This window comes from Streptomyces sp. NBC_01481 (assembly GCF_026339995.1).
Taxonomy (GTDB): domain Bacteria; phylum Actinomycetota; class Actinomycetes; order Streptomycetales; family Streptomycetaceae; genus Streptomyces.
This window is the reverse complement of the sequence record NZ_JAPEPT010000005.1, coordinates 604,669-618,144: the sequence shown is the minus strand read 5'-3', so window position 1 is coordinate 618,144 and position 13,476 is coordinate 604,669. Positions and strand designations below refer to the sequence as shown.

11 protein-coding genes are annotated in these 13,476 nt (G+C 70.9%); 4 read left to right on the top strand and 7 right to left on the bottom strand.

All coding sequences use genetic code 11. From position 1 onward, the window contains the following. Positions 1-226 precede the first annotated feature (226 nt). Positions 227-1,210: a dihydrodipicolinate synthase family protein gene (locus tag OOK40_RS28880; protein WP_266487337.1), complete on the bottom strand. Its 984-nt coding sequence runs from the start codon at positions 1,208-1,210 to the stop codon at positions 227-229. Between the two features lie 75 nt (positions 1,211-1,285). Between OOK40_RS28880 and OOK40_RS28875 the strand changes: the two genes are divergently transcribed. After that, positions 1,286-2,269, top strand: coding sequence for an LLM class flavin-dependent oxidoreductase (locus OOK40_RS28875; RefSeq protein WP_266487335.1), 984 nt, complete (start codon positions 1,286-1,288; stop codon positions 2,267-2,269). Positions 2,270-2,272: 3 nt separating this feature from the next. On the opposite strand, the gene OOK40_RS28870 is transcribed toward OOK40_RS28875, so the two are convergent. The 4 genes from OOK40_RS28870 to OOK40_RS28855 form a co-directional block, all read right to left on the bottom strand. After that, complete coding sequence (locus OOK40_RS28870) at positions 2,273-3,079, bottom strand: carbohydrate ABC transporter permease (protein ID WP_266487333.1); 807 nt, start codon at positions 3,077-3,079, stop codon at positions 2,273-2,275. After that, positions 3,079-4,071, bottom strand: a complete 993-nt coding sequence (locus OOK40_RS28865; protein WP_266487331.1) for a carbohydrate ABC transporter permease — start codon at positions 4,069-4,071, stop codon at positions 3,079-3,081. Before OOK40_RS28865 ends, OOK40_RS28870 begins: the two co-directional genes overlap by 1 nt. Then, positions 4,068-5,330, bottom strand: coding sequence for an ABC transporter substrate-binding protein (locus OOK40_RS28860; protein WP_266487329.1), 1,263 nt, complete (start codon positions 5,328-5,330; stop codon positions 4,068-4,070). Before OOK40_RS28860 ends, OOK40_RS28865 begins: the two co-directional genes overlap by 4 nt. Positions 5,331-5,426: 96 nt before the next feature. Further along, entirely contained in the window at positions 5,427-7,358 is a 1,932-nt protein-coding gene (locus OOK40_RS28855) for a hypothetical protein (protein ID WP_266487327.1), read from the bottom strand. A 209-nt stretch (positions 7,359-7,567) separates the two neighbouring features. Here OOK40_RS28855 and OOK40_RS28850 point away from each other — a divergent pair, with 209 nt between their 5' ends. The 3 genes from OOK40_RS28850 (at position 7,568) to OOK40_RS28840 (ending at position 11,631) form a co-directional block, all read left to right on the top strand. Further along, complete coding sequence (locus OOK40_RS28850; RefSeq protein WP_266487325.1) at positions 7,568-7,843, top strand: hypothetical protein; 276 nt, start codon at positions 7,568-7,570, stop codon at positions 7,841-7,843. A 35-nt stretch (positions 7,844-7,878) separates the two neighbouring features. Next, positions 7,879-10,344, top strand: coding sequence for a PQQ-binding-like beta-propeller repeat protein (locus OOK40_RS28845; RefSeq protein ID WP_266487324.1), 2,466 nt, complete (start codon positions 7,879-7,881; stop codon positions 10,342-10,344). A gap of 132 nt (positions 10,345-10,476) precedes the next feature. Beyond that, positions 10,477-11,631, top strand: coding sequence for a C40 family peptidase (locus tag OOK40_RS28840; RefSeq protein ID WP_266487323.1), 1,155 nt, complete (start codon positions 10,477-10,479; stop codon positions 11,629-11,631). Here the strand turns inward: OOK40_RS28840 and OOK40_RS28835 are convergent. Together OOK40_RS28835 and OOK40_RS28830 are read right to left on the bottom strand one after the other, a co-directional pair. Continuing rightward, entirely contained in the window at positions 11,580-12,839 is a 1,260-nt protein-coding gene (locus OOK40_RS28835) for a styrene monooxygenase/indole monooxygenase family protein (protein WP_266487322.1), read from the bottom strand. The genes OOK40_RS28840 and OOK40_RS28835 overlap by 52 nt on opposite strands. A gap of 23 nt (positions 12,840-12,862) precedes the next feature. After that, positions 12,863-13,474, bottom strand: a complete 612-nt coding sequence (locus OOK40_RS28830; protein ID WP_266487321.1) for an ATP/GTP-binding protein — start codon at positions 13,472-13,474, stop codon at positions 12,863-12,865. Positions 13,475-13,476: the final 2 nt, after the last annotated feature.

Here is a 13,476-nt window from a genome sequence, read left to right as displayed (position 1 = left end):
CCCCTGCCAGCTTCGCGGCGCGAACTGGGGGCTTCGCCCCCTGGACCCCCGTACGCCCTTCGGGCGTGTCCTCAAGCGCCGGACGGGCTGGATGTGCGGCCCTGCCGCACATCTCAGTCTCGCCGGCGATTGAGGCGCGGGGTCTGGGGCGGAGCCCCAGTTCGGGAAGGGGCGGGTAGGGGAACAGGCCCGCCGCAGGCGCACCGCCCACCCCGGACGCCCGCGCCTAGTCGGGCTCCTTCGCCAGCCCCTCCAGGCACCGCACCACCGCATCCCGCTCCCCCACCGGGAGTTCGGGTCCGTACGGATCGTGAGCGGCATGCTCAGGGATCAACCCCTCCCACACCCCCGCCCACAGCATCCGCTGCACATACCCCTCGATCGGATCCCGGAACGTCGCCTCCGCGAAGCGGTCCAGCCGACCCGACGCCCGCACAAACGCCCCGTAGTCCCCCGCGTTCCATGCGTCCAGCACCGCCCCCGTCAGCGACACCCTCGCCGCCGCGATGCCCACCAGTGCCGCGTCCGCGCCCCACATCAGGGACGGGCCGAACATCCGGTCCTCGCCGGTGATGGCGAGCTTCCCGCTCGACCGCGCCGCGCGGATCGCGTCCTGGCAGGCCATCGCGCGGTCCAGCGTGGCGAGTTTGACCCCGGCGGCCGACGGCAGGGCAAGCAGCCGGCGGATGAGGTCGGGCGGGTATGGGTAGCCGCCCGCCTCGCCGTGGAGGAAGAAGCCGAGCACCGGCAGCCCGCTCGCCTCGGCGACCCGCTCGTGGAGACGTACCGCCTCCCCCTCCCCGGCCGGCCGGGAGGCGAACTGCGCCAGCGGGTAGACCATGACCGCGTCCGCGCCGAGGTCGGCCGCCTGGACCGCCATCGCGACGGTGGCGTCCCAGGCTTCCCGCAAGTTGCTCGCGCGGGCCGATCGTGGCACCCCCGCACCTGCCACGATCGGCCCTTGGACCGCCTCCCGCCAGGTGCGCAGCACCTGAAGGCGGTCGGACTCGGAGAGGTGGAGGCCGCGGCCGGTGTGCGCCCAGACGGCCACACCGCCGATCCGCTCGGCCGCGATCCGCTCCGCGTACCCGCGCAGTGCGCCGAAGTCCACCACCCCGCCGGGGTCCATGGGCGTGGCCACCGCGGGCAGTACGGTGCCGCGCAGCCGCCGCACCAGGTCCTCCGTCGCGGAGGTGGGCGTCGCGGTCATGGGCGATCTCTCCCGTCTGTTGCGGTCGTTGGCGACACGCTAGCCTTTACGGTCCGGACCGTAAAGGAGCGTCCCATGCGTCTCGGCCTGTACGTCAATCTCTACGCGGACGCGGCAGACCGGCCGCGTCTGGCCGATGCCGTGGAGCAGGTGCGGCTGGCCGAGGAGGCCGGATTCGACTGGGTGGTGCTCGGCGAGCGGCATCTGCACCGGCCCGGCTATCACGAGGCGCTCACCTCATTGGCGTATCTCGCCGCGCACACCGAGCGGATCGGCCTCGCCACGGCCGGGCTGATCGCGCCGGTCTACCAGCCGGTATGGCTCGCCGAGACCCTCGCGCACATCGACGTGCTGTCGGGCGGGCGGCTGACGGCCGGTTTCGTACTGGGCTACCGGCCGGAGGAGTTCACGCTGTTCGGCACCCTGCCGCGCGAGCGCGTGTCCCGTTTCGAGGAGTGCCTGGAGCTGGTCACCCGGCTGTGGACCGAGGACAAGGTCACCCATCACGGCCGCTGGACCTCGGTGGAGGATGCCTTTCTCTCGCCGCGCCCGGTGCAGTCCCCACGGCCCCGGATCTGGAACGGCGGCCGGGTCTCCGCGGCCCTGGAGCGCACGGCCCGGACGTGCGACGGCTGGACGACCTCCTTCAACGAGCTCGACTCCGAACTGCCCCGAAAGATCGAGGAGTACCGCTCCTTCCCGCGCGGCGCCGCGAGTCTGGGCGCCGAGGTCATCGTCTGCCGCGAGGGCTGTGCCGCCGCCACCTCGCAGCAGGCCCGGGCCGCGCTGGAGGCCCCGCTGCGCGGTCTGTACGACGCATACGGCGACTGGAAGCGCACCTCGGCCGACGCGGCCCGCTACGCCCAGCAGTGGGACGACATCGAGGCGCGCTCGGTGATCGGTTCGGTCGACGGGTGCGTCGAGCGGCTGGAGGCGTACGGCGAGATGGGCGCCGACGGGGTGGTGCTGCGCATCCAGCCGCCCGGCATGCCGCAGGCGGACGCCCTGAGCGCCATCGAGACGTTCGGCACAAAGGTGCTGCCCCGGCTGGGCGGCTGAACCTCAGGACTTGAGGCCGCTGGTGGCGATGGAGTCGGTCAGATAGCGCTGCAGCAGCCCGAAGACGAGCAGGCAGGGAACCACCGTGATGGTCGCCCCCGCCATGATCTGGTTGATCGCGACGTCCTCGCCCGCGAGCGTGGCAAGGCCGACGGTGAGCGTGCGCATCTGTGTGGACTGGCCGATGACGAGCGGCCACAGGAAGTCGTTCCAGTGCCAGAGAAAGACGAAGACGCCCAGCGTGGCGAGGATCGGCCGGATCAGCGGGATGACGATGGTGGTGTAGATACGCCATTCGGAGGCACCGTCGATCTTCGCGGCCTCGAAGAGCTCGTCGGGCAGCTGGTACATGAACTGCCGCATCAGGAACACGGCCTGGGAGTTGGCCAGGGTCGGGACGATCAGGCCCCAGTAGGTGTCCACACCGCCCATCTTCGAGACGAGGATGTAGTACGGGATGAGGGTCGCCTGGAAGGGCACCATCAAGGTCGCCAGGAACGCCCAGAAGAGCACCTCGCGCCCGGGAAACCGCTTCTTGGCGAAGGCGTATCCGGCCATCGAGGAGAACAGCAGGATGAGCACGACCGAAACGAGCGAGTAGATCAGTGAGTTGAGCGCCCAGCGCGTGATGTCCGCGCCCACCAGGACGTCGGAGAAGTTCTGCCAGGTCGCCCGGGTGATGTCGAAGGCCCCGGGCAGCGTCTGGCCACCGGGCGGGGCGAAGGCGACCAGCACCATGACCGCGAAGGGTGTGACGGTCACGAAAGCGACCAGGATCAGCAGTACGGGCAGTCTCAGCCGGCCTCCCATCAGTCCACCTCTCTGCCGATGAGCCGGCGCTGGATGAGCGAGAAGACCAGGACGACGAGGAAGAGCATCAGGCCGACCGCGCTGGCGTAGCCGAAGTCGAAGTACTTGAAGCCGGAGTCGTAGAGGAAGTAGACGAGCGAATAGCTGGCCCTGACGGGTCCGCCGGCCGTCATCACGTACATCGCGTCGAAGACCTGGAAGGCCTGGATCGCCTCGATGACGAGGACGAAGAAGAGCACGGGCCGCAGCATCGGCAGGGTGACGAAGCGGAAGCGCTGCCAGGCGCTCGCGCCGTCGACGGTGGCGGCCTCGGTGACCTCGCGCGGGATGGACTGGAGTCCGGCGAGAAGGATCAGCATGGTGTAGCCGAAGCCCTTCCAGGCGGAGGTGGCCGCGATGGAGGGCAGGACGAGCGACTCGTCGCCGAGGAAGTCGACCGGGCCGAGGGAGAGCGCGCCGAGTGCGGCGTTCAGCAGCCCGTCGTCGACCTCGTAGATCCACTTCCAGATGACGGCGGCCAGCACGATGCTGGTGACGTACGGCAGGAAGAAGACGCCGCGGAAGAAGCCCCGCAGCCAGATGGTGCGATGCAGCAGGACGGCCGTGCCGAGGGCGAGCAGCACCGTCATGGGGACGTAGACGGCGGTGTAGAAGGCGGTGACGCCCAGGCTCTCCCAGAACAGGTTGTCGCCGAACAGCCGCGTGTAGTTCTCGGCCCCGATGAACTGCCATTCGCCGCTCAGCCGGTAGTCGGTGAGCGAGAGGAAGCCCGCGCCCAGGGTCGGTCCGAAACGGAAGACGATGAACAGCACCAGCATCGGGGCGACGAACGCGAGGCCCACCAGGGCCTCGCGCCGCCGCCCCTGACGCCGGCCAGGCCGGCGCGCGGCGGCCTCGTGCGTCGCCGTCTTGCGCGTGGCCGACCCGTCCGGGGCTGTCCCGTCCGGGTCTGTCTCGTCCGGGACCGCCTCGTCTGTGACTGCCTCGCTCAACGCTGTCGCGCCAGCAGGTCGTCGGCGGCCTTGGCCGCGTCGTCCAGCGCGTCCTTGGGACTCTTCTTGCCCAGCAGCGCCGCCTGGATCTCCGGTGCGAGCAGGCCCATCAGCTGGCGTGCGGCGGGATTGGGCTCACCGGGACAGACGTCGGACAGTGCGGCCTGGTACTGCTTCGCGTACGGAGAGGCGTTCGGCACGCTGACGTCCGTACGGGGCGAGAAGTAACCGCTGGCCTTTCCGAGGGACTTGATCTGCTCCGGCGCTGTCATGAAGGCGAGGAACTTCTCCGCGCCCTCCGTGTTCTTGGACTTGGCGTTGACGCTGAGCGCGCCGGGGATGCCGAAGGCGACCTCCCGGGCGGGGCCCTTGAGCGGTGCGCCGACGACGACGTTCTCGTTGCCCCAGGTCTTGGCGGCCAGTTCCGCGTCGGCGAGGACGACGGAGAAGCCCATGGCGGCCTGCTGCTTGCCCAGTGCCTGGTCGGCCAGCAGGTTGGTGTTCGTCATCGACGACTTGGGGACCGAGCCCGCCTTGTAGAGGTCGGTGAGGAAGGTGAGCGCCTCGACGCCCTCGGGGCTGTTGAAGGCGACCTTCTTGCCGTCCTTGGCGAAGACGGTGCCGCCCGCCTGCCACAGCAGCGGATAGAAGTTGAGGTTCAGCGAGGCCTCGTTGCTGGCGGAGTAGTCGAGGAGGGCCACGCCCTTCTGCTTGAGCTTGGGGGCCGCGGCTTTGATCTCCTCCCAGGTGGCGGGCGGTGCAGTGATACCGGCCTGGGTCAGCAGCTTCTTGTTGTAGATGGTGGTCGTGATGGTCTGGTAGATCGGCGCGCCGTAGATCTTGCCGTCCTGCTTCATCGCGTCCATCGTCGCGGGCAGGAACTTTCCGGCGCTGTCCTTGAGCGCCCCGTCCACCGGCCTGATGGCGCCGTTGGCGGAGAACTGGGGAATCTGGTCCGGTGTCAGCAGGACGACGTCCGGGCCCTTTCCGCCGCCGAACGCGGTGGCGATCTTCTGGTCGCGGTTGTCCCACGGCTGCTGCTCGATGGTGAGCGAGGTGCCCGGTGCCGCCTTCTCGAAGGCCTTCTCGATGCCGTCCCAATAGGCCGCACTGGCCTTCGGGTCGGCGATCACCGGATACATCCAGACGGTGACCTTCTTCGAGTCCGAGCCCGTGTCGCCGTCCCCGCATGCGGAGAGCGAGGCGGCGAGCATGAACAGTGCGAGAGGTGCGGTGGCGCGCTTGAAGCCTGTCTTCATGGGGGCCTCCGGAAGGCCTGATGAGAAGGGAGCACGGAGCCCGGCTGTTTCGGCCTGGGCCGAAACTAGTCGCGGGGGATTTGACCTGTCAATGAGTCAGTAACGGGGAACCACCCGGAACAGCTCGGGTCCACGGTTCAAAGAGAAGCTGCCGTCACTGTGGACACACAGCCGCCTGTGCACGAAGCCCACCACGAGCGCCGGTTCATCGTCCTCCGCGTAGGGATCGACCCGGTAGATCAATGCGTTGTCCACGCTCACGTACAGCCTTTCCCGGGAGATCACGATGGACCCCGCCGCGCTTCTGCTGCCCAACCTGTACTGACGCACCACCTGTTGACTGCCGAGATCGACCGCGAAGAGCGTGTGACCGGCGAGGCCCCACAGCCTGTTGTCGGGGCCGATCGCCACGGCGCTGACCGACCGCTCCGTGGGGACGGGCTCCAACTCCCAGAGTTTTTCGCCCGCTTGCATGTCCCAGGCGAACACCGCGCCCGACTCCCGGGTGTACTCGGTGGTGCTGAGCCCTCCGGTGATCGACGCCCCTCCGTAGACCACACCCTCGTGCGCGGTCAGACAGAACACGGACTGGTCCTCGACCACATGCCGGACGAACCGGTAGGTCCCGGCCGCCGGATCGTGGATCGCGAGTCCGCCGCCGAGCCGGTCGCCCTCGGGGACCGTGCCCACGACGATCTTCCCGTCGGCCTCCACCAGGCATTTGGCACGCATCTGCAGATGCGGCGCGAGGTTGAGGACCGGTTCGGGGTTGACGGGCGTGCCGGGCGGGCCGCCCGGCGAGTATTCGGGGCTGTTCCAGGGCCGGTCGGGCCAGTAGCGGTAGAGCCTGGCCTCGGGATAGAGACCGAGCCATACGGAACCGTCGGAGGCGGGCAGGATGCACTCCGTCTGTCCGAAACGGTGGAATTCCGTGGCGCCGGTAGCCGTGTTCACCGAGGCCAGACCGCCGTTGAGGAAGCCCCCCGCATAAAGGGTCTCGCCGTCGCCCGCGGCGAGCGCGAGGATCTCGATCGGGCTCTTGGTGATCCCCGTGTCCGTGATCGCGTACGCGCCGGTGGCCGGGTTGTAGCGGAACATCTCGCCGCGCGAGAGCGTGCCCACGACGCTGGGGCCCGGCCAGTCGTCGAGCAGCAGCTCGGCCCAGCCGAAGGAGCGGACGCTCTGCATCTTGCCGGTGAAGGTGAGACCGGTGCTGCTGAGCTGCCGGGTGGCCGGGTCGTAGCGGTGCAGTTCGCCGTACTGGACGAGATGGATACCGCCGCCGGGGTCGGGCGGGGCGACCGTCAGGCCGTGTGCGCCGGGGATCTCGTCGGTCCAGGCGCGGGCCTGCAGGTCGTAGACGAAGAGCGGTCCCGGCAGGTCGGAGCCGATGCGGGCGTACAGCCGTCCGTCGTGGGCGTCCAGGTCGTAGACGGCTCTTCCCTCGGCGGAGTCCAGGCTCGGGGGCATAGGGAGTTCGGTGACGGACCCGGTCGCCGGGTCCAGTTCGGCGATGTGGGCGGCCGCGTACGAACCGGAGTAGACCTTGCCGCCGGCACAGGCGATGCTCCGTACGTACGTCTGGCCCGCGACGACCTGCCCGAAGTCGGTGTACTCCTTGGCCGCCGGGTCGAAGCGGAACACCTTTCCCCCGGGGAAGGTGCCGCCCCAGATCGCGCCGTCCTCGTCGCAGGCCAGCGACCAGACGAAGGACTCCCCGTCGAGCGGCTGTCCGAGATCCTCGGCCTCGTCTCCCGCGCCGGGCCGCCAGCGGTACAGATGGGCGTTGCTGTACGTCCCCGCGTAGACGCCGTCGGGCGCGGCGGTGAGGGCCCAGGCGCCGTCCGCGTCGGCGAGCGGCGCGCTGACCAGCTGTTCGCCGGTGGCCGGGGCGACGGCGGTGAGACAGGCGGGCCTGCCCGTGGACACATTCCACAGGGCCGGTCTGCCGCCGGGTCCCGGTGCGACCGTGCCGCCCAGAAGCAGGACGTCGGCGAGCGGTACACCCAGCGGTTCGGGTTCACGCATCAGCGTCTCCCGGGCCGGCGCGGTCTCACAGGAGTAACACCTCCGGCCCAAAGGGGGGTTATGGCAGTAGCCGAAAGTGATACGCCACTGCTCCTGAGGCGTCAACGGTGCCTGCCGGGCGGGCCCCGTGCTGCACTCCAACGGGTGCATGCCACGCCGCGGCGCGCCCGGTGACGGCGGCGGACGGGCCCTGCGTGAGACTGGCCCGTGTGAGAAGCGAGAACACCCCCTTCGAGGGCGGGCCGCTGGACGGGCGCGTCCTGCCGGTGCTGGTCGGGCCGACCGGCCATCCCCCGAAGTGGTACAAGGTCCCTGTCCCGAACGACGACGGCACGCCGCCGACCGTGTACGCCTACCGGCGCGTCCCCTCCGGCTACACCAAGCGGCTCGGCCTGCAGCGCGGCTGGAAGTACGAGTACGCACCGGGGGGCGTCGAGCGGCGCACACTCAAGTGGCCCTGGTCGAAGCCGAACGGCGCGCCATAAGATCACTGGACTGTCCGTCAGGGGGGATGCTCGCCATGGAGCCGCTTCAGCAGGACGATCCGCGCCAGATCGGCCCCTACACCGCGCTGGCGCGCTTCGGGGAGTCGGCGGTCTGCGTCCGCTATGTCGCGTACGGGCCGGACGGCGCGGTCTCGGTCGTCTCCGTGGCCAGGCCCGAACTCGCCGCGCTTACCGCCTTCCGAACCCGCTTCCGCTCGGAGACACGCAGGACGGAACGGCTCGCCGGCGGCTGGGTGGCGCCCATCGAGTCCCGTACGGACGGGGATCCGCTGTGGACGGCGAGCCCCTACGTCCCGGCGCTGAGCCTGCGTGAGGCGATCGCCCTCGGCGGTCCGCTGCCGGAGCGGGCGCTGCGGACCCTGGGCGCGGGGCTGGCGGAAACCCTGTCGCGGGTGCACGCGGGCGGGGCGGTGCTGCACGGCCTCGCGCCCGACACCGTGCTGCTCGCGGCGGACGGGCCGCGGCTGACAGCCTTCGGCGCGCTGGGCGCGGCGGTCGTCGCCGAGGCGCATCCGGACGGGCAACTGACCGTCCGGCTCGGCTATCTGACCCCGGAACAGGCGGCCGGTTCGAAGCCCGGACCGGCCTCCGACATCTTCGTACTCGGACTGCTGCTGGCATACGCGGCGACGGGCACGACCCCGCTGGGCGACGCGGACCTGATCGCACACGCCGAGCCGGAACTGGACGGCGTGCCCGCTGAGCTGCGTCCACTGGTGGCGAGCTGCCTGGAAAAGCTCCCGGAGGACCGCCCGTCGGCGGGCACGGTGGCGGCGGAACTGGCCCTGGAGGGCGCGGCGGCTCTGGCCCGGGACGGCTGGCTTCCGCCGGGCCTGGTCCAAGCGGTGGAGTCGCAGGCGGCGGAGGTCGAGTCCCTGCGGTCGGGGGGTGAGCCGGCGCAGGCGGGCCCCGGTCCGACGGATGCGATCCCCCAGCAGCATGCGGGCGGGAGCCAGGGCCCGGTGGGCGCACCCGAGGGCGGACAGCTCGTCACCGGCGGCGACACCCTTGTCGTCCGTGGGCGGGGGGTCGACCGGGCGACGGCTGCCCTGGGGGTGCCCAGTGCCCGGACCACTCCGGTCGCGCCAGTCGCTCCGGTTGCTCCGGTCGCGCCTCCGGCCGCCCGGGCCCTGACCGCCGTACCCCTGCCGGTGCCCGCACCGGCACTGCCACTCGTGTCCCCGCCACCGCCCGCCGCGCCCGATCGGCGTGCGCTGCTCTTCGGGATCGCCGCCGGGGTCGCCGGTATCGCGCTCGGCGGCGCCAGTGTCTACGCCCTCGGTGACGATGCGTCAAAGTCCGTCCCCAAACCGGCCCCCACACCCCCGCGCACCCGCGTTGCCGGAGTGCCGCCCGAGCCCGTATGGCGTTACGAGCACCCCGGCAAGGAGGACGACGCGCCGCCGAACGCCACCGTCGCGGGCGACCGGGTGCTGGTCCTGACCGGCGGTGACCAGGCCGTCGGCGTGGATGTGCGCACCGGACGCCGGCTCTGGCAGATCGCGGAGGCCGCCTCGCCCTCCCGTGCCGTAGCCGTGGACGCCGAGCTCTGCTTCGTCGACGGCGAGTCGGAGTTCCTCTGGATCTCCGTACGGGACGGCCGGATCAAGCACCGGGTCGCCAAGACCACCCTCCTGGGCCCCGGCGAGACCCTGACCGTCGGGAGCGTCACGGGCTGGGACGGCAGCACGCTCTGGATGACCGGGCACATCAAGAAAGGCGCCGCGACCACCGCGCACTTCCTCGCGTACGACCTGGTCGCACGCACCTGGCAGTGGCGCACGCAGATCACCAAGGGGCAGCCGCCCGCGATCCCGCGGTACGACCTGATCGCCGTCCGCCCCGCCGACATCGTCGTACGTCAGGACGCGGCGTCGCTGACCCCCGTACAACGCAAGGCGTCCAAGGGCGCGTCCGTGCTTCTCACGTTCGACCGCAAGACGGGCAGGCAGCGGCAGACGCTCGCGCTCCCGGGCATCGGGCCCACCGCGGCCCTGACCGGCGATGCGGCGGAGAAGGTCTTCGCCGCGTCGGCGGGCGAGCTGCACGCGTACTCCAGCAGCGGCGGGAAGCGGCTGTGGCGGCTGGCCGCGGCCGCCCTCGCGCCGGGTGAGACCGGGGTCTTCCCCTTCGGGAAGGGGGTCCTGCGGGGCTCGGCGCTCTATGTCGCCAACCGCCACCAGGAGGTGTGCGCCGTCGACACGGCGACGGGCCGCGCCCTGTGGCGGCGCTCCACCGAGGCGCCGGTCTGGGGCAGCGTCCCGGCGACCGCGCTCAGCGCTGGCGGCGGCACGGTGCTCGCGGGCGACGGCGTGCAACTCACCGCGTTCGCCGGGCGCGACGGCAGGCGGCTGTGGAAGTTTCAGGAGGCGGGTGCGGGCGACGTCCCGGGCGGCCCGCGCTATGTGCCGCTGCAGGGCGGCGGCCGGATGCTCGTCGTCCAGCGGGAGCGGACCTTCTACGCGCTGCCGGTGGACTGACACGCCGGAGGTAGGCCGCACTCCCTCTCGACGAGTGACCGCGTTGCGCTGAATCGACCACCCGCCGGGCGCTCCCGGTTGCGCGCTCGCACGATGGGGCGCACGGCCCACCCCACAGCCGGAGGTGACGAGATGTCAGGCAGCGTGCTCCGATCCGTCTGTACTGCGGCGCTGGCAGCCGCGACCGCTCTCGCGGCGGTGCCCGCTGCGGCCGAGCCCGCCGCCGATCCGACGGCGAACCTCACCCGGGTGCTGACACAGCTTCAGACCCTGTACCGGCAGGCGGAGGCGGCCGGTGAGAGGTACAACGCGACGGAGGAGGAGCTCACCGGGCAGCGGGCCGAGACGGGGCGGCTCGGCCGCGAGCTCGCCAAGGCCCGCAGTGCCCTCAGCGCGAGCAGGGGCGAGGCGGGACGGCTGGCACGCCTGCAGTACCAGGGCCAGTCCGAGCTCTCCTCGTATCTCCAGCTCCTCCTCGCCCGGAACCCGCGCGAGGCTCTCGACCAGGACCATCTCATCGAGCGCGCGGCCCTTGGACGGCTGGCGACAACCGCCAGGCTGGAGACGGGAGCACGGCGGGCCGCGGGACTTGAGGCCGCGTCCCGCAAGGCCCTCGGCAAGGAGCAGACCCTCGCGGCGCGGCAGAAGAAGGCGAGCGACGCTGCGACGGCGAGGCTGAAAGCCGTCGAGGCGATGCTGGCCGCGCTCTCGCCCGAGCAGATCGCCGGGCTGGCCGCGCTCGAACAGTCCGGCACCGACAAGGCACAGGAGGAGCTGATCGCCTCGGGCGCGCTCGCGGGCGACCGCACGCCCACCGAGGAGGGCGAGGAAGCCCTGCGGTACGCGCTCGAGCAGATCGGCAAGCCGTACCTCTGGGGTACCGAGGGACCGGAGTCGTACGACTGCTCGGGGCTGACCTCCCAAGCCTGGGCGACGGCGGGCCGCGAGATCCCGCGGACGAGCCAGGAGCAGTGGGAGGAGCTTCCCAAGATCCCGCTGCGCTCACTGCGCCCCGGCGATCTGGTGGTCTACTTCCCCGAGGCCACCCATGTGGCGATCTATCTGGGCGGCGGCATGGTGGTCCACGCCCCGCGCCCCGGAGCCACCGTCAAGGTCTCCCCCCTCGCGGCGAATCCGCTGCTCGGTGCCGTGCGCCCGGACCCGGACGGCAGCCCGCTCAGTTCGTACACCCCGCCGCGGCTCCCGGACGGAGCCACGGCGGGACCGGACACCGGCTACTCGGGGGCGGAGCCGCCGGACGAGGCCGCGGAGACTTCGGCGAGGTAGGCGTTCGCCTTCTCCAGCTCGTAGAAGAAGTTCTCGAAGTCGGCCGGGTCGTTGAAGCCGTTCGCGAACCGGTTGGCGACCGGCTGCAGCTGACCGCCCGCGCCGATCAGGTTGAGTACATGCTCGGGCGGGACGCCGAGCATCGCGTTCGTCCACTTGGTGACGTGCTGAGCCGTGTCCCAGTAGCGGTCGAACGTGGACTGCATCCACTCCTCGTCGAACGGCCTGTCGCCGTGCCCGGTGATCGAGGCGAGATACGAAGCGGCACACTTGGACGCCGAGTTGGAGCCCTGTCCGGTGATCGGGTCGTTGGCGACGACGACGTCCGCGACACCCAGGACCAGGCCGCCGCCGGGGAGCCGGCCGATCGGCAGGCGGACGGTGGGGGCGTAGCGCCCGGCGAGGGTGGCGCCCGGGTCGGTCAGCTCGACCTTGGTGGCACGCGCGTACTCCCAGGGCGTGAACTTCTCCATCAGCTCAAGCGTCAGGGAGAGGTGCTCGGCGGGGTCCTTGACGCCCTGGAACACGTCGAGCGGGCCGCCCGGGATGCCTTCCCAGAAGAGGATGTCGGCGCGGCCGGTGGTGGTGAAGGTCGGCATCACGAAGAGCTCGCCGACACCGGGGACGAGGTTGCAGCGGACCGCGTCGTAGTCGGGGTGCTCGGGGCGCGGGCCCAGGCCGTGGACGTAGGAGACGGCGAGCGCGCGCTGCGGGGTGTCGAACGGGGAGCGCGAGGCGTCGCGGCCGAACATCGAGACCAGTTCGCCCTTGCCCGCCGAGACCAGCACCAGGTCGTACGTACGGGAGAAGTAGTCCAGGTCGGAGACGGCGGCGCCGTGGATGACCAGCTGGCCGCCGCGCTGGGCGAAGGTCTCCATCCAGCCGGCCATCTTCACGCGCTGGTCGACGGACTGGGCGTAGCCGTCGAGCGTGCCGACCCAGTCGACGGCGCGCGAGGCGTCGGGGGCGGCGACGGAGACGCCGAGTCCCTCGATGCGCGGGGCCTGGGACTCCCAGAAGTTGATGCCGAGATCCCGCTCGTGCTGGAGCGCGGTGTCGAACATGCACTGCGTGGACATGACCCGGCCGGACCGGATCTCGTCCGCCGTGCGGTTGGACATCACGGTGACGTCGTAGCCCTGGGACTGGAGCCCGAGCGCGAGCTGGAGACCGGACTGGCCGGCTCCGACGATGAGTATCTTCCGCATGGCGGGGGTTCTCCGTTGTGTAGCTAGTCGGGGACGGCTTCGAGGGCGTGGGCGACCAGCGTCAGCAGCGACTCGACCACCGTGATCCGGCTGCGCGCGTCCATGATCACTACGGGTACGTGGGGCGGCACCGTCAGCGCCTCCCGCACGTCCTCGGCCTCGAACCGCTCCGTGCCCTCGAAGTGGTTGACGGCGACGACGTACGGCAGAGCGCTGCTCTCGAAGTAGTCGAGCGCCGGGAAGCAGTCCGGCAGCCTGCGGGTGTCGGCCAGCACGACCGCGCCGATCGCGCCGCGCACCAGGTCGTCCCACATGAACCAGAAGCGCTGCTGTCCCGGTGTGCCGAAGACGTACAGCACCAGATCGTCGTCGAGCGTGATCCGGCCGAAGTCCATGGCGACGGTGGTGGTGAGCTTGTCGGGCGTCGCGGTGAGGTCGTCGCTCTCCTCGCTCGCCTGCGTCATCAGCGCCTCGGTCTTGAGCGGCGTGATCTCGGAGACGGCTCCGACGAAGGTCGTCTTGCCCACCCCGAAACCGCCCGCGACGACGATCTTGGTCGCGGTGGGGGCACGGGTGGGGTCCAACTGCCAGGCCTGCACCTCCTCTTCGGGCTGCCGCTCGGGCGGGGCCGGCACAG